Source organism: Aquabacter sediminis (assembly GCF_028863665.1).
In the GTDB taxonomy this organism is placed as follows: Bacteria; Pseudomonadota; Alphaproteobacteria; order Rhizobiales; family Xanthobacteraceae; genus L1I39.
In genome coordinates, this window is the sequence record NZ_JARBFX010000005.1 from 13,944 (window position 1) to 35,692 (window position 21,749).

The following is a 21,749-nucleotide window of genomic DNA, read 5'->3' on the forward strand; positions in this document are numbered from 1 at the left end:
AAAACAAAAACACTAATGCATTAGCGCGTCAAGCGCGCAGTCGTGCTATCACAGACCCATGAATCGCGCACTGGATCCCCAGTCCCTGCCCTCCAACCTGCCGCGTCCCGCCCGCGACCGCTCGCGGCAGGCGGCCCCGCAGGTGTTCGACTATCTGCGCGAGAAGATCGTCTCTCTGGTGCTGCCGCCCGGCACCGTCCTGCCGCGTGCCGCGCTCCAGGATTTGTTCGGCGTGTCCTCCACCCCCGTGCGCGATGCCCTGATGCGGCTGGAAGAGGAGGGGCTGGTGGATGTCTTCCCCCAGCATGCCACGCGGGTGAGCCCTATCGACCTCTCCCAAGCCCGCCGCGCCCAGTTCCTGCGCCGCTCCATCGAGCAGGAGGCGGTGCGCCTTTTGTGCGCGCAAGAGGGGCGGGCCGAGGCGGTCGCCGCCCTGCGGGCCGTCCTCGCCCGCCAGTCCGCTTTCCTGGAGGTGGGGGACCTGGAAGCGTTCGACGGCGAGGACCGGGCCTTCCATGCCACCTTGTGCGAGGCGGCGGGCGCGGCCGAGCTCTGGGCCCTGGTGCGCCGCTGGAGCGGGCATATCGACCGGCTGCGGCGGCTCAACCTGCCCATCTCCGGCAAGGCCCCGCAGATCGTCCGCGACCACACCGCCATCGTCGACGCCATCGCCGCCGGAGACGCCCCCGCCGCCCAGGCCGCCGTCCGCGACCACCTCTCCCGCTCGCTGGCCTCCGCCGAGGGCATGCGCCAGGTCCACCCCGACTATTTCAGGGATTGAGGCGGCGGCGCCGCGCCCATCCCCCCTTGCCGGATGGCGCCTGCTCCTGCACCTTCCGGCGCCTAGAACAATCCGCCGAGGAACCGCCATGCTCACCACCGTCGCCGCCTTTGATCGCATCGGCGAGGAGAATGCCTTTGCCGTCCTTGCCCGGGCGACCGTGCTGGCGGGGCAGGGGAAGGACATCATCAATCTGGGCATCGGCCAGCCGGACTTCCGCACGCCCGAGCATATCGTCGAGGCGGCGGTCAAGGCGCTTCAGGATGGGCAGCACGGCTACACGCCCTCGGTGGGCATCCTGCCTCTGCGCGAGGCGGTGGCCCGCGACCTCAACCGCCGCTATGGCGTGGAGGTGGACCCCGGCCTCGTCATGATCGTGCCCGGCGGCAAGGTCACCATGTATGCGGCGATCCGCCTGTTCGGCGAGCCGGGCGCGGAAATCCTCTATCCCGACCCCGGCTTTCCCATCTATCGCTCCATGATCGAACATACGGGGGCGACCCCGGTGGCGGTGCCGATCCGCGAGGAGAACGGCTTTGCCTTCTCGGCGGAGGAGACCTTGGCGCTCATTACCCCCGCGACGCGCCTCCTCATCATCAACTCGCCCGCCAATCCCACCGGCGGCGTTACCCCCAAGGCCGAGATCGACAAATTGGTGAAGGGCTTGGCCGCCCATCCCCATGTGGCGCTCATGTCGGACGAGATCTACGACCATTTCGTCTTCGACGGCGAGCAGCACCAGACGCTTCTGGCCTATCCGGAGATCCGCGACCGGCTGATCCTGCTCAATGGCTGGTCCAAGACCTATGCCATGACCGGCTGGCGGCTCGGCTATTCCATCTGGCCGCAGGCGCTCTATGACCAGGTGCGCAAGCTCTCGGTGAATGCCTGGTCGTGCGTGAACGCGGCCACCCAATATGCCGGCATCGCGGCCCTTGAGGGCCCGCAGCAGCCGGTGGCGGATATGGTGGCTGAGTTCAATGCCCGCCGCCGCATCGTGGTGGACGGGCTGAACGCCTTGCCGGGCGTCTCCTGCGCCACGCCGAAGGGCGCTTTCTATGCCTTCCCCAACGTGTCCGGCACCGGCTGGCGCTCGGCCAAGGCGCTGGCCTCCGCGCTTCTGGAGGAGGCGGGCGTGGCGGTGATCGGCGGGCCGGACTTCGGCATCCATGGCGAGGGCTATATCCGCCTCTCTTATGCCAATTCGGCGGACAATATCCGCATCGCACTCGATCGCATGGGCGCCTTCCTCGCCCGCCGCGACGCGGCCTGACGGGCGGATGGCGGAGGCGCGCCGGGCGCGGGACGGAGGCTGGAGGCGCGGTGGGCTTCTGCTAAGCCTTGGTCTTGCCTTTGGACTTCCTTTGGGGATCGCCTTGGGTGCCGGCCTTTCCATCTGGGCGCCGCCCCGGCTGGGTGCGGCCGTCTCGAGCTGGGTGAACGGCCTTTTCGCAGAAGAGGCGCCCGGCGGCGCCCCTCATCCCTCCGGGCCGACGCCGGCGCAGGTGCTGACCCATCAGCTCACCCGCGCGCCGGGGCGGGATGGGGCATCCGCACGCCCAACCGAGGCCACCGGCCCTATTGCCGCTTGGCCCCTGGGGGAGCGCTGCCCGCGTGGGGAGATGTCACCGCGCGAGTTCAGCCGCTGCCTGTTTGATGCCGTCCGCCTCAGCGACACCCAGCTGAATGCGGCGCTCGACACCGCCATCGAGGTGATCGAGGCCCGCGCCGACCTGATGCCCACCCAGCGCGCCCGCTGGAAAGGGCAATTGCAGGAGACCCATTCGCGCTTCCTCCTGTTCCGCAACATGGATTGCCAGGCGGTGGCGCCCTATGAAGGGGGCCGGGCCATCGGCAATTTCGAGCAGCGCTCCTTCTGCCTCATCGTCACCAATGAGCGCCGGGCCCAGGATTTGCGGCTGCGCTATGGCGAGGTCCCGGCGCCGCCGCCCGTGCCGGTGGCGGCGACGCCGGCCGTGAACGTGGGCCTGCGCCCCGCCACCTGGCTCCAGGGCACGGCGCCGCCGGTGGATTGAGGCCATCCGTCCTTTGAAACGGTTCAGTTTTGCCGCGTGAGGGCTTGCGCCCTGGTGTCGCTTGGCCAAAGGTGCGCCTCCGGATCCGGCCGGCCGCGTGCCGGTCCACGCACGAAAAGGGCGGCCCGCGGCGGCCCTGGGGAGAGAGAATGGTTCAGGTTGTTTCCGTGGGCGAGGTGATGGTGGAACTGGCGCGCGGCGCCGATGGCCGCTTCGGCCTCGCCTTTGGCGGCGATACGTTCAACACCGCCGTCTATCTCTCCCGCGCCGGCATCGAGACCTCCTATGCCACCGCGCTCGGGGACGACGCCTTCTCCAGCCAGATCCTGGAGCTGGCCGCCGCCGAAGGGCTGGCCGGGCGCACCGTGCTCATCGCCAAGGGGCGGGTGCCGGGGCTCTATCTCATCACCACCGACGACAAGGGCGAGCGCACCTTCCATTACTGGCGCGACAGCGCCCCTGCCCGCAGCCTGTTCGAGCTGGAGGGCTGGCAGGAGATCGCCCAGCAATTGGTGGAGGCCAAGGCGGTCTATTTCTCCGGCATCACCTTGTCGCTTTATACCAATACGGGCCTCGGGCGCTTCCTGGCCACGCTGGAGATGGCGGGTGAGCGCGGTGCTTGGCGGGTGTTTGACGGCAATTTCCGGCCCCGCGGCTGGGGCGGGGATCTCGGGCGCGCGCGCACGGTGTTCGCGGAGGCGCTGAAGCGCGCTTCGGTGGCCCTGCCCACCTTCGAGGACGAGGTGGCCCTGTGGGGCGATGCCTCGCCCCGCGCCACCATCGAGCGCATCACCACCTATGGCGTCTCCGAGGTGGTGGTGAAGAACGGCCCGGGCGGTGCTCTCGTCCATGCGGACGGGCAGACCATCGAGGTGCCGGTGGAGCGGGAGGTGAGGCCCGTGGACACCACCGGGGCCGGCGACAGCTTCAATGCCGGCTATCTCGCCGCCCGCCTCAAGGGCCAGAGCCCGCTGGACGCGGCGCTCGCCGGCCATCGGCTGGCCGCCGAGGTTATCATGCATCGCGGCGCCATCATTCCCCGCGCCATCCAGGCGGGGGTCAGCGCCCACTGAGGGAGAAGACCCGGGCGCCTTGCCCGGGTCATTCCCTTCAGCCGAGCTTGGCGGTGCGCTTCAGGACGGAGGCCGCCTTGGCGAGGTCGCGGACCTTGCCGAAGTCGCCGGCGCGGATGGCATCGGCGGGGACCACCCAGGAGCCGCCCACCGCCACCACATTGGGCAGCGCCAGATAGGTTTCCACATTGGCCGGGCCGATGCCGCCCGTGGGGCAGAAGCGCAGGCCTGGCAGCGGGCCGGCGATGGATTTCAGGAACGGCACGCCGCCGGCCGCCTCGGCGGGGAAGAATTTCAGCACCTGGAAGCCCAGCGCCGAGAGGGCCATGGCCTCGCTCACGCTGGCGCAGCCGGGCAGGACCGGGACCGGGGCCTGGGCCAGATGCCGGGCGAAGTCCGGCGTGGTGCCGGGGCTCACCAGATAGGCGGCGCCCGCTTCCAGCGCGGCTTCCACATGGGCGTTCTCGGTCACCGTGCCGGCGCCGAGAATGGCGCCTTCCACCTCCGCGGCGATGAGGCGGATGGCTTCCAGCGCCACGGGCGTGCGCAGCGTGACCTCGATCAGGGGCAGGCCGCCCTCGACCAGGGCCTTGGCCAGGGGCACCGCATCCTCCACCCGTTCGATGACGACCACCGGAATGACCGGGGCGCGGGCCACCAGCGGGAACGGATCGGGCAGGCTCATGGGTTTTCTCCCTTGGAGCGCGCGGGCTGGATGGCTCTCCATCCAACCGGACGACGGGCTCCCTTGCATGTCAGAGGCGGAGTATAGGCTAAATCGATTGAATCAAACCCGCTCCGGCGCGCCAGACGCGCAGCGCCCGTGTTGAAGCGCACCCGCGCGCCCGTGTCGAGGCCTCTGTTCAAAATCGCGCGCGCAGGCCCGCCCCTTGCGCGTCTGCCCCTTGGTTATGGCTGAACGGTGCTGGACAGACAAAATGATACTCTGTATCAAAGCCTCATGTCTTCGCCTGCGCCCATCCTTGCCAAGCCGCCCGAGCCAGCGCGCACGTCGCCTGCCGGCCCGGAGCGGACCGCGTCGCGGGGGCGCGGGCACGGCCATCGGCATGGCGACGCGTCGCGCCGAGAGGCTCGCCTGCCCGGCCTCTCGGCGCTGCGCGCCTCTCTGGGAGTCCGGCTCGCCGTGGTGGCGGTGCTGTGCCTGGTCATGTGGACCGCAATCCTGTGGGTGGTGGCATGAGTGCGCCCGTCCTGCATTTCCGCGACCTTACGCTCGGCTATGAGCGCCATCCCGCCATCCATCACCTGGATGGCGCGGTGGAGGAGGGCGCGCTCTTGGCTGTGTGCGGCCCCAACGGTGCCGGCAAGTCCACGCTCATGAAGGCCATTGCCGACGTGCTGCGTCCGCTGAGCGGCAGCATCGAGCGGTCGGGCATCGGCGCGCGCGAGATTGCCTATCTGCCCCAGGGGGCGGAGGTGGATCGCTCCTTCCCCATCAATGTCTATGACCTCGTCTCCATGGGCCTGTGGCGCAAGCGCGGCCTGTTCGGCGGCATCGGCCGCGCGGACCGGGAGCGCATCCGTGAGGCGCTGGCCGCCGTGGGCCTGGAAGGCTTCGAGGCGCGGCCCATCGGCACCCTCTCCGGCGGGCAGATGCAGCGCACCTTGTTCGCGCGCCTGCTGCTCCAGGATGCCCGCCTGATCCTGCTCGACGAGCCCTTCACCGCGCTCGACGCCAAGACCGTCTCCGATCTCGTGGACCTGGTGCGGCGCTGGCATGGGGAAAAGCGCACGGTGCTGGCCGTGCTGCATGATTTCGAGCTGGTGCGGGCGCACTTCCCGCAGACGCTTCTTCTTGCCCGTGGCCCGGTGGCCTGGGGCGAGACCCGTGATGTGCTGGCGCCTGAAAACCTCCTGAAGGCCCGCCGCATGGGCGAGTCGTGGGACGAGGACGCCACCCCCTGTGCGGCGGCCTGACCCGCCGCCTCCCGCCCGGCCCTGTCCGGCCGCCTGGATTTGTGATGAACCCTTACGACACGCTCATCGCCCCGTTCGCGGAATTCGAGTTCATGCGCCGCGCTCTGGTGGGCGTGTTCGCGCTGGCGCTCGGCGCGGGTCCCGTGGGCGCCTTCCTGATGCTGCGCCGCATGAGCCTGACGGGCGATGCCATGGCGCACGCCATCCTGCCCGGCGCGGCAGTGGGCTTTTTGTTTTCGGGCCTCGATCTGTTCGCCATGACGCTGGGCGGGCTCACCGCCGGCGTGGTGGTCGCGGTGGGGGCGGGCATGATCGCGCGGGCGACCGAGATCAAGGAGGACGCCTCGCTCGCGGCCTTCTACCTGATCTCCCTGGCGCTGGGCGTCATGATCGTCTCGCTGAAGGGCTCGAACGTGGACCTGCTGCACGTGCTGTTCGGCACCGTGCTGGGCCTTGATGATCCGACCCTGATTCTGGTGGCGGGCATCGCCACGCTCACCTTGGTGGCGCTGGCCTTCATCTGGCGGCCGCTGGTGCTGGAATGCGTGGATCCTGCCTTCCTGTCCTCGGTGAGCCGGGCGGGGGGGCCGAGCCACATCATTTTCCTGGCTCTGGTGGTGATGAATTTGGTGGGCGGCTTCCATGCGCTGGGCACGCTGCTCTCGGTGGGCCTCATGATGCTGCCCGCCGCCACCGCCCGCTTCTGGGTGCGGGATCTCACGCCCCTCGTGGTGGTGGCCACCCTCATCGCCTTCGTCAGCGGGGTCCTGGGGCTCCTGGTGTCCTACCATCTGGGCACCCCTTCGGGACCGTCCATCATTCTCGTGGCCGGGGTCGCCTATGCGGTCTCGGTCGTGTTCGGCCCCGCCGGTGGCCTGCTGCCCCGGCGCTGGCCGCAGCGTCATTTGGAGGCCTGAACTCCGGAGGCCCGAGCCCGCACGCTCGCTTCTGTGAAGACCCAGCGGACGCCCCACCGGCGCCCGAACGACCGCTCTTGTCCTGACTGATCACGGAGATCGTCTTATGACCTTGACCCGCCGCGCCGTTCTCGCCGCCGCGCTGGCCCTTGCCAGCGTGCCGGCCCTCGCCCAGTCTACTCCCGCACCGACCACGCCCGCGCCGACCGCCGCCGAGGCCAAGCTGCCGGTGGTGGCGTCCTTCTCCATTCTCGGGGATTTCGTGAAGAACGTGGGCGGCGACCGGGTGGCCGTGACCACCATTGTCGGGCCCAACAGCGACACCCATGTCTACCAGCCCACCCCCGCCGACGCGAAGAAGCTGGCGGGCGCCAAGCTCATCTTCGTCAATGGCCTGGGCTTCGAGGGCTGGATGGACCGCCTCATCAAGGCGTCCGGCTCCAAGGCGACGGTCGTCGTGGCCACCAAGGGGATCACCCCGCGCGAGCGCACCGCCACCGAGCCGCAGGACGATGACGAGAAGGACCACGGCAAGGGCAAGAAGCACGCCCATGACCACGGCCCCATCGATCCCCATGCCTGGCAGTCCATCGCCAATGCCAAGGTCTATGTGGCCAATATCCGCGATGCGCTGATCGCCGCCGACCCGGCCGGCAAGGCCGTCTACGAGGCCAATGCCGCCGCCTATACCCAGAAGCTCGACGCCCTTGAGGCCGACGCCAAGGCCGCCATTGCCGCCATCCCCGCCGACCGCCGGGTCATCATCACCAGCCATGACGCCTTTGGCTATTTCGGCGATGCCTATGGCCTGAAGCTGCTGGCCCCCGAGGGCGTGTCCACCGAGAGCGAGGCCTCCGCCAAGGATGTCGGCCGCATCATCCGCCAGATCAAGGCGCAGAAGGTGCCGGCGGTGTTCCTGGAGAACGTCACCAATCCCAAGCTGGTGGACCGCATCGCCAAGGAAAGCGGCGCAAAGGTGGGCGGCGAGCTTTATTCCGACGCCCTGTCCGATGACAAAGGCCCTGCGCCCACCTACATCGACATGGTGCGCTATAATCTGCGCGAACTTTCGGGAGCCCTGTCCTCCTGAGAGTGAGCCGGGGGGCGCCATCTCAGATTTCCGGCCGGTGCGGTCCTCCCGCGCCGGCCATCGACCGTCTAGCGGGCGCCAGGCCCGTGCTGGAGTACCCCATGGCCGCTTCCGAGAAGATCCCCGTCACCGTGCTCACCGGCTATCTGGGCGCCGGTAAGACCACGCTCCTCAACCGCATCCTGTCCGAGCCGCACGGCAAAAAGTTCGCCGTAATCGTGAACGAGTTCGGCGAGATCGGCATCGACAACGACCTGGTGGTCGGCGCCGATGAGGAAGTCTTCGAGATGAACAACGGCTGCATCTGCTGCACCGTGCGCGGCGACCTCATCCGCATCATTGACGGGCTGCTGCGCCGCAAGGGCGGGTTCGACGGCATCATCGTCGAGACCACCGGCCTTGCCGATCCCGCTCCCGTCGCCCAGACCTTCTTCGTTGACGAGGAGATGGGCGCGCGCACCAAGCTCGACGCGGTGGTGACGGTGGCCGACGCCAAGTGGCTCACCGACCGCCTCAAGGACGCGCCCGAGGCCAAGAACCAGATCGCCTTCGCCGACGTGATCCTGCTCAACAAGACCGATCTCGTCAGCCCCGACGAACTCGCCGAAGTGGAAGGCCGCATCCGGGCCATCAATCCCTATGCCAAGCTCCACCGGACCCAGAAATCCCAGATCGAGGTGGGCGAGGTGCTCAATCGCGGCGCCTTCGACCTCGACCGCATCCTGAGCATCGAGCCGGCCTTCCTTGAGGAGGACGACCATCATCACCACGACCATGAGCATGGCCCGGACTGCGGCTGTGGCCATGACCACCATGACCACCACCATCACGGTCACGACCATGGCCATTCCCAAGGCCATTCTCACGGCGGCCTGAAGCATTTCCACGACGAGGACATGCAGTCCGTGTCGTTCGCCAGCCAGAAGCCGCTGGACCCGGAGAAGTTCTTCCCCTGGGTTCAGAATCTGGTGGCCACCGAGGGGCCGAACATCCTGCGCTCCAAGGGCATCCTGGCCTTCAAGGACGACCCGGACCGCTTCGTGTTCCAGGGCGTGCACATGATCCTGGACGGCGACCACCAGCGGCCCTGGAAGCCCGGCGAGGACCAGACGTCCCGCATTGTCTTCATCGGCCGCAAGCTGGATGCGAAGGCGCTGGAAGAGGGCTTCCTGTCCTGCGTCGCCTGAACCAGGTGAGTTGACATGAAAAGGCCGGGCGTCCGACGGGCGCCCGGCCTTTTCATGTGCGGACCCGGCCCCGGAGGGCCAGGGGATCAGAGGAAATAAAGGAAGGTCAGCAGCCCGAAGCAGGGCAGCAGAAACACGCAGGACCAGGCCATGTAGCCGAAGAAGCTCGGCATCTTCACGCCCCGGTGCCGCGCGATCGACAGCACCATGAAGTTCGGCGCATTGCCGATATAGGTCATGGCGCCCATGAACACCGCTCCGGCCGAGATGGCCTCCAGCGTCACGGCCAGCGGCCCCATCAGCGTGTGGGCATCGCCGCCGGCGAGATTGAAGAAGACGAGATAGGTGGGCGCATTGTCCAGGAACGAGGACAGGGCGCCGGTCAGCCAGAAGTACCAGACATTCACCGGCTCGCCGCCCGGCCCCGTCACCAGGTTCACCAGCGGCGCGAAGGGGCCTGCCGTGCCGGCCCGCAGGATGGCGATCACCGGGATGATGGTGAGGAAGATGGCGGCAAACAGCTTGGCCACCTCCCGGATGGGTTCCCAGTCGAAGCCGTTCCGCTCACGCACCAGCTTGGGGGTGATGGCGATGGACAGGAAGGCGATGGCGATCAGCAGCACATCCCGCGCGATCCACTGCAACTCAACATGGGTGCCATAGATGGAAAAGCCGATGCCCGGCTTCCAAAGCGCGCTCAGAAGGATGGCACCGATGATGCCGATCAGCAGCGGCACGTTTTGCAGCCCGCGCACGCTCACCCGCTCGGTGTCCGGCGTGGGATCCCTGAGCGGCTTGCCCTCGCGGGCGTAGAAATAGCTGTCGAGGGCGTAGAAGACCACCAGCAGGATGCCCGCCACCACCACCGTGTCGTGGAAGAGATGGGTGGTGGTCCAGAAGAAGCTGACCCCCTTCAGGAAGCCCAGGAACAAAGGCGGGTCGCCGAGCGGCGTCAGCGAGCCGCCGATGTTCGACACCAGGAAGATGAAGAAGACCACGGTGTGGACATTGTGGCGCCGATTGTCGTTGGCGCGCAGCAGCGGCCGGATCAGCACCATGGACGCCCCGGTGGTGCCGATGAGCGAGGCGATGATCGTCCCGAAGGCGAGGATGGCGGTGTTGGTGGCCGGGCTGCCATGGATGTTGCCCACCACCAGGATGCCGCCGGACACCGTGAACAGCGCGAACAGCAGGATGATGAAGGGGATGTATTCCAGCAGCGCGGCATGCACCACCTCGTGGGCGGTCAGGTTCGGCCCGTGGAGCGCGGCGAAGGGCACCAGGAAGGCGAGACCCCAGAACAGGGCCACCTTGCCGTAATGGTGGTGCCAGAAATGCCCGGCCAGCAGCGGAAACAGCGCGATGGACAGGAGCATGCCGGCGAACGGGAGCGCCCAGAGCGGCGAGAGTGAAGCGCCATCAATCACCGGCGCGCCGGGAGCGGCGGCCTGCGCCGCGAAGGGAAGAAGCATCGCGACGAGCGCCGTCGCCGAACCGAAACCCACTCGGACCCAACGCGAATCCTGCACGCGCCCCCTCCCTTACCGCGCCGCCCCTGGAGCGCCGGACGATGCCTTATACTGCGCCCGCTGCATAGGTCTTTCGCTCCGCCATCCCATACGCAAGGACGCGTCGTGCTGAAGGTTGACCCAGACGCCGCTTTCATGTCCTAGTCCGCGCGCCCTTGGATCCGCAGAAGACATGAGCACAGACCGTTACAACGCGCGCGAAGCCGAACCCCGCTGGCAGAAGATCTGGAAGGAGCGCGGCATTTTCCGCACGCGCAACGACGATCCGCGCCCCAAATTCTTCGTCATGGAAATGTTCCCCTATCCGTCGGGGCGCATTCATATCGGCCATGGGCGCAATTATGTGATGGGCGACGTGCTGGCGCGCTACAAGCGCATGCGCGGCTACAATGTCCTCCATCCCATGGGCTGGGACGCCTTCGGCCTGCCGGCGGAGAATGCCGCCATCGAGCGCGGCATCCATCCCAAGGCCTGGACCTACGAGAACATCGCCTCCATGAAGGAGCAGCTGGAGCTGCTCGGCCTGTCGCTGGACTGGAACCGCGAGATCGCCACCTGCGATCCCTCCTATTATGTGGAGCAGCAGCGCATCTTCCTGGACTTCCTGGAGAACGGCCTCGCCTATCGCAAGGAGAGCGAGGTCAACTGGGACCCGGTGGACAATACCGTGCTCGCCAACGAGCAGGTCATTGACGGGCGCGGCTGGCGCTCCGGCGCCGTGGTGGAGCGGCGCAAGCTCGCCCAGTGGTTCCTGAAGATCACCGACTTCTCCCAGGACCTGCTGGACGCCCTCGACACGCTGGACCGCTGGCCCGATCGCGTGCGCCTCATGCAGCGCAACTGGATCGGACGCTCGGAGGGCCTGGAGGTCCTGTTCGAGCTGGACAAGGCCACCGCCCGCGATCGCGCACCCGGCGTTGGCGCAGTGAAGGTCTATACCACCCGTCCCGATACCTTGTTCGGTGCCTCCTTCCTGGCGCTCTCGGCGGACCATCCGCTGGCCCGGATGCTGGGCGCCAAGGACAAGGCGCTCGATGCCTTCATTGCCGAGTGCAAGACCGGCGGCACCTCCGCCGAGGCCATCGAGACGCAGGAGAAGAAGGGCTACGACACCGGCCTTAAGGTGGTGCATCCCTTGGATGCCAGCCGCACCGTGCCGGTCTATGTGGCCAATTTCGTGCTGATGGACTACGGCACCGGCGCCATTTTCGGCTGCCCGGCCCACGACCAGCGCGACTTCGACTTCGCCCGCAAATACGGCCTGCCCATCACCCCGGTGGTCCTTCCGCCCGGCGCGGATGCCGCCACCTTCGCGCTGGGCGACGAGCCCTATGACGGGGATGGCACCCTGTTCAATTCCCAGTTCCTGGACGGCCTCGACGTGGCCGCCGCCAAGGAGGCGGTCGCCCGCCAGCTGGAGCGCTTCCGGGTGGAGGGCGAGCCGCAGGGCACGCGGCGGGTGAATTTCCGCCTGCGCGACTGGGGCATTTCGCGCCAGCGCTATTGGGGCTGCCCCATCCCGGTCATCCATTGCGAGGCCTGCGGCGTCGTGCCGGTGCCGCGCGACCAGCTGCCCGTGGAACTGCCGGATGACGTGACCTTCGACCGTCCCGGCAATCCGCTGGACCGGGCCAAGGCCTGGCGCGACGTGCCGTGCCCCAAGTGCGGCGCCCCCGCCCGGCGCGAGACCGACACCATGGACACCTTCGTGGATTCGTCCTGGTATTATCTGCGCTATGCTTCCGACAACGTGGCGCGCCCGCTGGACAAGGACGCGGTCGCCCATTGGTTGCCGGTGGACCAGTATATTGGCGGCATCGAGCACGCCATTTTGCACCTTCTCTATTCCCGCTTCTTCACGCGGGCGCTGAAGGCGTGTGGCCGAGTGGATGTGAGCGAGCCCTTCGCGGGCCTGTTCACCCAGGGCATGATCGTCCACGAGACCTATAAGGACCAGGCCGGCCGCTGGCTGTTCCCCGAGGAGGTGAAGCTCCTCGGCAACGGCAAGGCCGTGAAGATGGACACCGGCGAGGACGTGGTGGTCGGCCCGCCCGAGAAGATGTCCAAGTCCAAGCGGAACGTGGTTCCCCCCGAAGTGGTGGCGGACACCTATGGCGTGGACTGCGCCCGCTGGTTCATGCTCTCCGACACCCCGCCGGAGCGCGACAGCGAATGGACCCAGTCCGGCATCGAGGGCGCCTGGCGCTTTGTCCAGCGCATCTGGCGCCTGGTGCACGAGGCCAAGGAGCTGGGCTCCGAGGGTTCCGCGCCTGAAAGCTTCGGGCCGGAGGCTCTGGCCTTGCGCCGGGCGTCTCACGCCTTGGCCGCGACCGTTGCCGATGACGTGGAGCGCCTGCGCTTCAACGTGGCGGTGGCCCATGTGCACGAATTCGCCAATGCCTTCGGGCAGGGCGTATCGGCCGCGCGTGCGGGCACCGAGGGCGGCCTTGCCTATGCCCTGCGCGAGGCGGCCGAGATCGTGGTGCGCGTGGTCGCTCCCATGACGCCGCACCTGGCCGAGGAATGCTGGGCCTCGCTCGGCAAGGAGGGCCTCGCCGCCGAGGCGCCCTGGCCCGAGCATGACCCGGCCTTGCTGGTGCGCAACACCATCGTGCTGCCGATCCAGATCAATGGCCGCAAGCGCGACGACATCGAGGTCTCCCGCGAAGCCTCGCCCGCCGAGATCGAGGCGGCGGTGCTCGCCATGGAAACTGTGCAACGCGCCCTCGACGGACGCCCGCCGAAGCGTATCATCGTGGTGCCACAGAGGATCGTGAATGTTGTCGCCTGACCGCGCCGCGCTGCTCGTCCGCCTCGCCTTCGTCGGTGCCGCTTCGGTGGCGCTGGCCGGCTGCTTCCAGCCCATGTATGCCACCACCACCACGGTGGCGGGGCCCAGCCTTCAGAACAAGCTGAAGGACATCGAGATCGTCAAGATCGAGGGGCGGCTCGGCAACGACCTGCGCAACGATCTGATCTTCAATCTCACCGGCGGCAGCGGCAATCCGACCAATGTGCCGTACAAGATGCTGATCACGGTGAAGTCGTCCTCCAGCTATGCCATCGTCGACACCGCCTCCGGCCTGCCGGAAGCCAAGACGGTGCGCGTGCAGGGCGACTGGAAGCTGCTGAAGTCCGGCGAGGAAGACAAGCCGCCGGTGGCCACCGGTTCGGCCGCGGCCTCCGCCTCCATCGATGTCAGCGTCGAGCGCTTCGCCAATTACAGCGCCACCCGCGATGCGGAGACCCGCGCCGCCTTGACCCTCTCCGAGATGATCAAGGCCCAGCTGGCCGCCTATTTCGTCAAGAATCCCGGGTCCTGACGCCCATGGTGGCGGTGCGAGCCGGGGACGCGGAAACCGCGCTCTCCCGGCGCGATCCCAAGCGCCCCGTCGTCCTCCTGTTCGGCCCCGACACCGGCCTCGTGCGCGAGCGCGCCGAGGGGCTGGTGCGGCGCGCCGTGCCGGATATGGCCGACCCCTTCGCCGTGGTCCGCCTGGACGGCGACGAACTGGCCTCCGATCCCCGGCGCCTCATCGACGAAACCCGCACCATCGGCCTGTTCGGCGGCCAGCGTGTGATCTGGGTGAAGGCCGGCAGCCGCAACATCGTGCCCGCCTTGGAGCCGGCCCTCTCGCCACCCTGCGACGCGTTGGTGGTGGTGGAGGCGGGGGACCTGAAGCGCGGCGCGCCCCTGCGCAGCCTGTGCGAGAATTCCCAAGCGGCCCTCGCCATCGCCTGTTATGCGGACGGCGAGCGGGATCTCGCCCGCCTCGTGGACACCATGCTGGGCGAGGCCGGGCTCACCATCGACCGCGACGCCAAGGAGTTGCTGGTCTCCCTCATCGGCGGCGACCGGCTGGCCTCGCGCGGCGAAATCGCCAAGCTCGCCCTTTACGCCAAGGGGCAGGGGCGGGTGACCGCGGAGGACGTGCGCCAGGCGGTGGGAGATGCCTCGGCGCTCGCCCTTGACGACGTGGTGGATTCCGCGCTGGCCGGGGATGCGCCGTCCGCCGCCGCGGCGCTGGCCAAGGCCTGGGGCGCGGCCAGCCGGCCGGACGCCATTCTCGGTGCCCTGCTGCGCGGCCTCACCAGCCTCCACCAGATGGCGCTGGCGGTGCAGGGCGGCACCTCCATCGACCGGGTGCTGGACCAGCAGAAGCCGGCGGTGCATTTCTCCCGCAAGCCCTATCTGGAGCGCGCGCTGCGGAGCCTGTCCGCCGACCAGTGCATGAGGGCGCTGCTGATGGCCGATGATGCCATCCTCGCCGCCCGACGGAACGCGCAGATGGGCGAGGTGATCGCCGAGCGCTGCGTCCTCCAGATCGCCTTGCGCCGGCGGGACCTGGGCTGATCGGGCTGACCAGCTTGGCCTTTCGGCCACTTTTCGCCATGCAGGGCAAGCCTGGGCGGTGCCTTATAGGTGGATCGCGAGGCAGGGGAGGGTTCCCTCGTGCCCCCAAGCCCGCATGACCGCGTCCACACATGCCAGGAGCGCCGCATGAACTGGATCTTGCCCGAGCGCATCGACAATCATTTTCCCGGCCATCGCGCGGTGGTGGCGGTGTTCGTCGCCATCACGCTGATGACGCTCGGCCGCAGCTTCTTCCACGTCCTGGCGCCCGATGGCGGCGCCCAGTCGGTGGCACATATCCCGCTGACGACCTTCTCGCCCGTGCAGGCCGGCCAGGCCGTGATCTTCGTGTTCGCCCTGTGGGGGCTGTCCCAGCTGATGATGGGCTTTGTCTATGTGGTCGCCCTGGCGCGGTACCGGGCGCTGATCCCGCTGCTCCTGATCCTGATGTTCCTGGAATATTCCGGCCGCTACCTGATCGGTCATTTCCGGCCGCTCGACCTGACCGGCACGCCGCCGGGCAAGATCCTGGACCATGTCATGATCCCGCTGTCGCTGGTGCTGCTCTATTTCAGCCGCCCCTCGCCCGGACGGCGCTGACACGTCTCTGGCGGAGGGCGCTCAGCCCTTCGCCTTGGCCAGTTCGCCGAAATGGCCGCGCATCTGGAGATAGGCCAGGAGCGCGAGGCCGGGAATGCCGGCCACGACGGTGATGGCGAAGAAGAGAGGCCAGCCGGTCGCCTCCGCGATGAAGCCGCCGCCGGACGCAAGGAAGGTGCGGCCGACGGCGGTCAGGGCCGTCAGCAGGGCATATTGGGTGGCGGTGTGCGCCCGCGCGCCGCACAGCGCCGACAGATAGGCCACGAAGATCACGGTGCCGATGGCGCCGGTGAAATTCTCCACCACGATGGCCGCTGTCAGGAACGGCACGTTGGGGCCGATCAGCGCCTGCACGGAAAAGACGAGGTTGGAGAGCGTCTGCAGGATTCCGCCGATCCAGAGGCAGGCCACGAGAGGTCGTGTGCGCGCCAGCGCGCCGCCGGCAAAGCCGCCGGCCAGCGCCGCGATCAGCCCCACCCCCTTCACGATGCCCGCATAGGTCGCCTTGTCGAAGCCGATGGAGATCACGAACGGCGCGGTGAGCACGCCGGCAAAGGCATCGCAGAACTTGTAGAGCAGCACGAAGGCCAGCACGGCGATGGCCTGGGGCCGGCTGAGGAATTCCGTGAAGGCGCTCACGGCGGTGGCCACCACCCGCTGGAGCGCGCCGGCCTTCTGGCCCTTAGCTTCGCCGTCATGGCGCACCGGGCCTTCCGGTTCGCGGGCGAGGAAGGTGGCGATCAGGCCCAGTCCCATGCAGGCCGCCGCCGCCACATAGCCCCACATCCACACTTGCGCGCGCGGGGTCCCCTGCAACTCCAGCGCCGCCACCAGCGCGATGACGCCGGCGCCCGACACGAGCATGCCGATGCGATAGGCGGCCACATAACCGGCCATGCCGGCGGCCTGCTCCGAGGTGTCGAGCCGCTCCACGCGGAAGGCATCGACCACGATGTCCTGGGTGGCGGAGATGAAGGCCACCGCCACCGCGCCGGCCGCCACCATCAAGGGCGCGGCCACCGGGTTCTGGAAGCCGAGGAACAGGATCGCCGCCGCCAGCAGCAACTGGGTGGCCAGCAGCCAGCCCCGCCGCCGGCCGAGCCAGCGCGACAGGAGCGGCACGTCGAGCGCATCCACCACCGGCGCCCAGAGGAATTTCAGCGTGTAGGGCAGCCCCACCAGGGAGAACAGCCCGATGGTGGAGAGATTGACTCCCGATTCGGTCATCCACACCGAAAGCGTGGTGCCGGTGAGCGCCAAGGGCAGACCGGAGGAGAAGCCCAGGAGGATCACCACCAGCACGCTCGGGCGGAAATAGACCGCCACCGCCTCCAGCCAGGGGGCGCGTCGGGCGGGGGAGGCGGCGGGCTCGCTCATGGGGTGAAGGGGCTCCGGAGGGACGCGGACAAGGAAGGGTCGAGCCCCCGGGGCCGCGATCCGTCAAGGGTGCGGTCCAGGGAACCGCACCAGCATGGCGCCATTTGGTTCAGAATGCGTAGCCGCGCGCGGGATGGCCGTGCCTCACGCCTGGCCCTGGCTCCATAGCCCCGATTCCACCTTGGAGACGGCAATCACCGCCTGGGTGCGGCTTTCCACCGCGAGCTTCTGCAGGATGGCGGAGACGTGGGCCTTCACGGTTGCTTCCGACACCGACAATTCGTAGGCGATCTGCTTGTTGAGGCGTCCTTCCGACAGCATCATCAGCACCCGCACCTGCTGCGGGGTCAGGGTGGAGAGGCGGGCGATGATGGCGTCCGTCTCCGCGTCCGAGCGGGCGGCGAGATTCACGTCCGGCGGCGACCAGGCGCCCCCCGCCATGACGGCGGCGATGGCGTCCCGCATGCCGGCGGTGCCCAGTGTCTTGGGGATGAAGCCGGAGGCGCCCAGATCCAGGCAGCGGCGAATGACCGCCGGCTCCTCATTGCCGGAGACCACCACCACCGGCACGCCGGCATATTGGGCGCGCAGATAGATGAGGCCGGAAAAGCCCCGCGCGCCGGGCATGGTGAGGTCGAGCAGCACCAGGTCGAAGTTGGAATCCTTTTCCAGCGCCGCGTGCAGGTCGTCGAACGTTCCCACCTCGACGATTTCGGCGGCCGGATAGAGGGCGGTCACGGCCTCGCGCAGGGCGCCGCGGAACAAGGGGTGGTCGTCGGCAATGACGAGGCGGATGGCGTTTTCGGCCGCTTCTCCCAACGAGACCTCCCCCCGGCCGCGCATCGGCGGTCCCTTTCAATTCTGAGCCGTTCTATTTTGATTGGCCCGCAAGGCGCACGCAAGCCGATCAAGGCTCCGCGCAATCCCCGAGGAAGGACAGAACCACCTCGCGCATATGGGGCCGGTCGCGGTGTTCGATGAGGTAGACGCCCTGCCAGGTGCCGAGCAGCGGCGTGCCCTTCGCCACCGGAATGGAAAGGCCGCTGTCGGTCAGCATGGTGCGGATATGGGCGGGCATGTCGTCCGGCCCCTCCAGGTCGTGAACCCAGCGCCCGGAGCGGGGGGCGAGGCTGTGAAGGGCGGTCAGAAGGTCCGTGCGGACGTCGGGATCGGCATTTTCCTGAATGGTGAGGGAGGCGGAGGTGTGGCGGCAGAAGACGTGCGCCAGCCCCGTCCGTGCGCCGATCTCGGTCAGGAAGGCGCGCAGCTCGCGGGTAATGTCGGTGAAGCCCTCGCCGCGCGTCTGAACGGTGAGCAGGGATTGCGCCGCGGTCGGCGCGGCGATCCGTCGCGCGGGCGTGCGGGAAAGGTCAGCCATTCCTCCTCCTTCCCCAGAGGCGGCCTTGACGATGGCGCCACGGGTCTCAATCTGGCCCGGCCGTGTGGCGGGGGCGTGGGAGACTAAGCGAGCATGATCGAAATAAGGGAAGAGACCTTCGCGCGGGCGGCGGTGGATGTGGGCACGCGGATGGTCAACGAGGCCATCATCAAGGCGCTCGGCGCCATCCCCAATCGCGGCGAGCTGCCTCCGGCGGTGATTCGAAAGGCGCGCCTGGAGGGCAAGGGACCGTTTCCCCTGCCGCCGGAAAGCCCCCATGCCAGCACGCTGGAGATCGAGGCGCCGCAGGGCATCGTGCGCGTGCGCATCTATATGCCGGCGGGGGCGCCGAAGGGCGTCTATCTGCACATTCACGGGGGCGGCTGGACGCTGGGCTCGCCCCGGGAGAATGACGGCTCCAACGACCGCATCGTCACCCGCACCGGCTGGGCGGTGGTCTCGGTGCAGTATCGCCTCGCCCCCGAACACCCCTATCCCGCCGCTCCCGACGATTGCGAGGCCGCAGCCCTGTGGCTGGCGCGGGAGGCGCAGGCGCGCTTCGGCACCACACGCCTCGTCATTGGCGGCGAATCGGCCGGCGGAAATCTGGCCGCCGCCACCCTGGTCCGCCTGCGGGACCGGCATGGCCTTGCGCCCTTTGCCGGGGCGATCCTTACCGCCGGATGCTTCGACCTGCGCCTCACCCCCAGCGCCCGCCAGTTCGGCGATACGCCTCTGGTGCTCAACACGGCCGATATCCATCGCTTCGTGGCCTATTACTTGGCGGGCGGCGGCAGCGCGGAAGATGCGGATGTCTCGCCCCTGCTGGCGGACCTGGCGGGCCTGCCGCCGGCGCTGTTCCTGGTGGGCACCCGCGATGCGCTGCTGGACGACACCCTCTTCATGGCCGGCCGCTGGCTGGCGGCGGGCAATGCCGCCGAGCTGATGGTTGCGCCCGGCGGCTGCCACGTCTTCACGCACTTCCCCGGCAGCCTCACCGACCAGGCCATGGCGCGGTTCGACGCCTTCCTGGCGCGCCTGTAGGCGCGCGCGTCAGGTGGGATTGGCGGGCTCGCCGGCGCGCAGATTGTCCAGCATCTGCTTCAGGCGGCGCATGACGCGCTCGGCATAGTCCATGGCGGCATCGAGATTGGACTCGTCCGTCGCGGGCGGGGCCTCTCCCGCCTTGGGCTTGCCGCCCTGAAGGGTCTCAACCTGCTGTTGGAGCCGGCCGATCTCCGCCTCATAGGCGTCCCGGGTGTCCGGCACGGCCTCGCACAGGTAGTTTCCATTGGACCGGCCGCAGAAGGAGACCTTGCCGGTGAGGGTGTCGAGCTTTAGCGCGCCGCCCTCCACCGGGGCGAAGCTGTAGCGCGCTTGCGGCGGGGCGGGCGGTGCCGGAGGGCCGGGTGGGGCCGGGGGCGCGGGTGGCATCTGGGCCAAGGCCGGCGCGGCGGCCAGGGCGAGCACCGTGCAGGCGGCGAGGGCGGAGGCCGGGATACGGGGCATCGGACACCTTCGTGACATGGGAGAACGCGGCGTTTGGACCATACCCCGAGACCATGACCCAGGATCAGGGCGCAAGAACGGCGCCGCGCGCACGCGCACGGGAGAGGTCCCGGGGCACGCGCGGTCGCGAACCCCGGGCGCGCCTCAGTCCTTGGGCACGAAGCGGAAGGGCGCGCGGCCGGAAGCGAGCGCGTCATCCAGCAGGTCGATGCGATCCTGGCCCCAGAAGACCTCCCCATCCAATACGTAGGAGGGGGCGCCGAACACGTCGTTGGAGAGCGCCAGCGCGCGGTTCTCCGCGTAGGCGGCCGTGATCTCCTCGCTCTGCGCCCGCTCCACCAGCTCGACGCCGGGCAGGCCGGCTTCGGTGACGATGGCCGCCAGGCTCCCGGCATCGGCGAGATTCTCCTGCTTCTGCCAGACGCCGGAGAACAGGCGGGGCAGCAGGGTGTCCACGGACAGGTCGCCATCCAGCGCGGCCATCACGGTGCGGTCGGCGAGGGTGGCGTCGAACGGCCAGAAGCGGGGATGAAGATGGAAGTCGACCCCCCGCTTCACCCGCCAGCGCTGCAGTTCCACGATGCGGTAGCGCTGGCGTTCCGGCGCGCGCTTGGCCAGCGGCAGGCCGCCGGTCTCGGCGAAGACAGGCCCCAGCTCCACCGGCCGCAGGCGAACCTCGGCCCCGTGGCGCTGCGCCACCTCCATGAGGGGAGCGTGGCCGAGAAAGGACCAGGGGCTGGCGAGGGAAAAGAAATAATCGATGGTTCGGTTCATGGGCGCCTCCCTCCCTGTTTTAGAGGGCTGGCTCTGCCGCGCAAACCGACCACGGCGCGCGGCGGACGAAGATCATTAATACACAAAAATAATGGATTTAATTTATTGAATTGACAACGGGGCGTGAATTTAGGATCGTTCGGTTATCGGGATGTTTCGTTCGAGAGAGCGGACGTCTCCGGTCCTTTGGTGGGTCCTCCCTTCACACTGGGGTGCGGAACAATTGTTTCGCGCCCTTTCTTTTGTCCCGGGGATCGGGCATGGCGTCGCTGGCCCCAGGGCGACGGGTGACACGGAAGGTTGCCTGTTGCAGTCTTCACAGGCGCTGAACGCAGCCCGATCCCCTGGATCGGCAGATATCAGTGAGGGAGTGGGCGATGGCGGCGCGCAGCCGGAAAGCCGAATTGAACGCGCTGAGGGCGGAACTGGCGGGCGTTCCCGCGGCGCGGCGGCCGGTGGAAGAGCCGGCAGAGCAGATCGCCGCGGAAGCCGAGGCCCTCGCCGCTGCGGATCTTGCCGCCGAAATGGCTGCCGAAAGCGCGGCGGAATTGGCCGGTCGCGCCGGGGAGGCCCTGTCGGACGCCAAGGCGCGCGTGGCGGACGAGGCCAGCGCCGCAGTTCGCGGCGTCAAGCGCAGGATCGAGACCGCCGTGATCGCACGCCCGCTGGCGGGTGTGGCGGTCGCATTCGTCATAGGGCTCATGCTGGGCCGGGGACGGGGACGAGACAGATGAAAGTGGACAATGTGGTGCGCACCCTGCGGGTGCTTCTGCGCGCCAATACGATCATCGCCGACATCTATCTGCGCAACGCCTTGGCGCGCGCCGGCATCTATGCCTTTGCGGGCCTGATCGCGGCGTTCGGTCTGCTGATGCTCGGCATCGGCCTCTTCTTCGCGCTTGAACAGCTCTGGGGGCCGGTCTGGGCCGCCGTGGCGGTGGGCGGCGGCAATGTGGTGCTGGCGCTCATCCTGGCGCTCATCGCCGCCCAGGTGAAGCCAGGCCGCGACCTGGAACTGGCCAATGAGATCAACCAGTCGGCCATGGACGCCCTGACGGTGGAGTTGAAGACCGTCGAGCAGGATGTGCGCGGCCTCACCAATATCGTCCGCAATCCCCTGGATTCGGCCCTGTCCGGCATGCTGGTTCCGGTGCTGGGCATGGTGCTGAAGACGCTGCGGCGGAAATAGCCCAGGCGTCCCCCGCC

At 68.3% G+C, this 21,749-nt stretch carries 23 protein-coding genes; 16 read left to right on the plus strand and 7 right to left on the minus strand.

Going from position 1 to position 21,749, the window contains the following annotated elements; translation table 11 throughout:
- Nucleotides 1–58: 58 nt before the first annotated feature.
- The 4 genes from PV781_RS10960 (at nt 59) to PV781_RS10975 (ending at nt 3,890) form a co-directional block, all read left to right on the plus strand.
- Nucleotides 59–781: a GntR family transcriptional regulator gene (locus PV781_RS10960; protein ID WP_274775675.1), complete on the plus strand. Its 723-nt coding sequence runs from the start codon at nt 59–61 to the stop codon at nt 779–781.
- An 88-nt stretch (nt 782–869) separates the two neighbouring features.
- Complete coding sequence (locus PV781_RS10965; RefSeq protein ID WP_274775676.1) at nt 870–2,054, plus strand: pyridoxal phosphate-dependent aminotransferase; 1,185 nt, start codon at nt 870–872, stop codon at nt 2,052–2,054.
- Nucleotides 2,055–2,157: 103 nt separating this feature from the next.
- On the plus strand, nt 2,158–2,817 hold the full coding sequence (locus tag PV781_RS10970; protein ID WP_274775677.1) for a lysozyme inhibitor LprI family protein: 660 nt from the start codon (nt 2,158–2,160) through the stop codon (nt 2,815–2,817).
- 149 nt (nt 2,818–2,966) lie between these two features.
- A complete protein-coding gene (locus tag PV781_RS10975; RefSeq protein ID WP_274775678.1) occupies nt 2,967–3,890 on the plus strand; it encodes a sugar kinase in 924 nt (307 codons plus the stop codon).
- A 37-nt stretch (nt 3,891–3,927) separates the two neighbouring features.
- Here the strand turns inward: PV781_RS10975 and eda are convergent, their stop codons facing one another.
- Nucleotides 3,928–4,575 (minus strand): bifunctional 4-hydroxy-2-oxoglutarate aldolase/2-dehydro-3-deoxy-phosphogluconate aldolase, encoded by a 648-nt coding sequence (gene eda, locus PV781_RS10980; RefSeq protein WP_274775679.1) that lies wholly within the window; start codon nt 4,573–4,575, stop codon nt 3,928–3,930.
- 276 nt (nt 4,576–4,851) lie between these two features.
- Here eda and PV781_RS10985 point away from each other — a divergent pair, with 276 nt between their 5' ends.
- The 5 genes from PV781_RS10985 to PV781_RS11005 all read left to right on the plus strand — a co-directional run bounded on the left by PV781_RS10985 (nt 4,852) and on the right by PV781_RS11005 (nt 9,022).
- Nucleotides 4,852–5,091: a hypothetical protein gene (locus PV781_RS10985; RefSeq protein ID WP_274775680.1), complete on the plus strand. Its 240-nt coding sequence runs from the start codon at nt 4,852–4,854 to the stop codon at nt 5,089–5,091.
- Nucleotides 5,088–5,828, plus strand: a complete 741-nt coding sequence (gene aztA / locus PV781_RS10990; RefSeq protein ID WP_274775681.1) for a zinc ABC transporter ATP-binding protein AztA — start codon at nt 5,088–5,090, stop codon at nt 5,826–5,828. The genes PV781_RS10985 and aztA overlap by 4 nt, the downstream gene beginning before the upstream one ends.
- A 44-nt stretch (nt 5,829–5,872) precedes the next feature.
- Complete coding sequence (locus PV781_RS10995; protein ID WP_274775682.1) at nt 5,873–6,745, plus strand: metal ABC transporter permease; 873 nt, start codon at nt 5,873–5,875, stop codon at nt 6,743–6,745.
- 106 nt (nt 6,746–6,851) lie between these two features.
- Nucleotides 6,852–7,835, plus strand: coding sequence for a metal ABC transporter substrate-binding protein (locus PV781_RS11000; protein ID WP_274775683.1), 984 nt, complete (start codon nt 6,852–6,854; stop codon nt 7,833–7,835).
- A 101-nt stretch (nt 7,836–7,936) separates the two neighbouring features.
- On the plus strand, nt 7,937–9,022 hold the full coding sequence (locus PV781_RS11005) for a CobW family GTP-binding protein (protein ID WP_274775684.1): 1,086 nt from the start codon (nt 7,937–7,939) through the stop codon (nt 9,020–9,022).
- Nucleotides 9,023–9,108: 86 nt separating this feature from the next.
- On the opposite strand, the gene PV781_RS11010 is transcribed toward PV781_RS11005, so the two are convergent.
- A complete protein-coding gene (locus tag PV781_RS11010) occupies nt 9,109–10,494 on the minus strand; it encodes a sodium:proton antiporter (protein WP_274775685.1) in 1,386 nt (461 codons plus the stop codon).
- A gap of 229 nt (nt 10,495–10,723) precedes the next feature.
- Between PV781_RS11010 and leuS the strand changes: the two genes are divergently transcribed.
- The 4 genes from leuS (at nt 10,724) to PV781_RS11030 (ending at nt 15,505) form a co-directional block, all read left to right on the plus strand.
- The gene (gene leuS / locus PV781_RS11015; RefSeq protein ID WP_274775686.1) at nt 10,724–13,342 is read left to right on the plus strand and encodes a leucine--tRNA ligase; all 2,619 of its coding nucleotides are present in this window, start codon (nt 10,724–10,726) and stop codon (nt 13,340–13,342) included.
- Entirely contained in the window at nt 13,329–13,874 is a 546-nt protein-coding gene (locus tag PV781_RS11020; protein WP_274775687.1) for a hypothetical protein, read from the plus strand. Before leuS ends, PV781_RS11020 begins: the two co-directional genes overlap by 14 nt.
- A gap of 5 nt (nt 13,875–13,879) precedes the next feature.
- The gene (gene holA / locus PV781_RS11025) at nt 13,880–14,905 is read left to right on the plus strand and encodes a DNA polymerase III subunit delta (RefSeq protein ID WP_274775688.1); all 1,026 of its coding nucleotides are present in this window, start codon (nt 13,880–13,882) and stop codon (nt 14,903–14,905) included.
- Nucleotides 14,906–15,052: 147 nt separating this feature from the next.
- Complete coding sequence (locus PV781_RS11030; RefSeq protein WP_274775689.1) at nt 15,053–15,505, plus strand: hypothetical protein; 453 nt, start codon at nt 15,053–15,055, stop codon at nt 15,503–15,505.
- Nucleotides 15,506–15,526: 21 nt separating this feature from the next.
- Here the strand turns inward: PV781_RS11030 and PV781_RS11035 are convergent, their stop codons facing one another.
- The 3 genes from PV781_RS11035 to PV781_RS11045 form a co-directional block, all read right to left on the minus strand.
- Entirely contained in the window at nt 15,527–16,882 is a 1,356-nt protein-coding gene (locus PV781_RS11035) for an AmpG family muropeptide MFS transporter (protein WP_274775690.1), read from the minus strand.
- A 144-nt stretch (nt 16,883–17,026) separates the two neighbouring features.
- Nucleotides 17,027–17,701, minus strand: coding sequence for a response regulator transcription factor (locus tag PV781_RS11040; RefSeq protein WP_274775691.1), 675 nt, complete (start codon nt 17,699–17,701; stop codon nt 17,027–17,029).
- 88 nt (nt 17,702–17,789) lie between these two features.
- Nucleotides 17,790–18,260 (minus strand): secondary thiamine-phosphate synthase enzyme YjbQ, encoded by a 471-nt coding sequence (locus tag PV781_RS11045; protein WP_274775692.1) that lies wholly within the window; start codon nt 18,258–18,260, stop codon nt 17,790–17,792.
- 93 nt (nt 18,261–18,353) lie between these two features.
- Here PV781_RS11045 and PV781_RS11050 point away from each other — a divergent pair, with 93 nt between their 5' ends.
- Nucleotides 18,354–19,304, plus strand: coding sequence for an alpha/beta hydrolase (locus tag PV781_RS11050; protein ID WP_274775693.1), 951 nt, complete (start codon nt 18,354–18,356; stop codon nt 19,302–19,304).
- 9 nt (nt 19,305–19,313) lie between these two features.
- On the opposite strand, the gene PV781_RS11055 is transcribed toward PV781_RS11050, so the two are convergent.
- Nucleotides 19,314–19,769 carry a hypothetical protein gene (locus tag PV781_RS11055; protein ID WP_274775694.1) on the minus strand — a complete coding sequence of 152 codons (456 nt, stop codon included), beginning with the start codon at nt 19,767–19,769 and terminating at the stop codon, nt 19,314–19,316.
- Nucleotides 19,770–19,913: 144 nt separating this feature from the next.
- On the minus strand, nt 19,914–20,543 hold the full coding sequence (locus PV781_RS11060; protein ID WP_274775695.1) for a 2-hydroxychromene-2-carboxylate isomerase: 630 nt from the start codon (nt 20,541–20,543) through the stop codon (nt 19,914–19,916).
- A gap of 377 nt (nt 20,544–20,920) precedes the next feature.
- Between PV781_RS11060 and PV781_RS11065 the strand changes: the two genes are divergently transcribed.
- A complete protein-coding gene (locus PV781_RS11065; RefSeq protein ID WP_274775696.1) occupies nt 20,921–21,277 on the plus strand; it encodes a hypothetical protein in 357 nt (118 codons plus the stop codon).
- Nucleotides 21,274–21,732 (plus strand): phage holin family protein, encoded by a 459-nt coding sequence (locus tag PV781_RS11070; protein WP_274775697.1) that lies wholly within the window; start codon nt 21,274–21,276, stop codon nt 21,730–21,732. Before PV781_RS11065 ends, PV781_RS11070 begins: the two co-directional genes overlap by 4 nt.
- Nucleotides 21,733–21,749 lie beyond the last annotated feature (17 nt).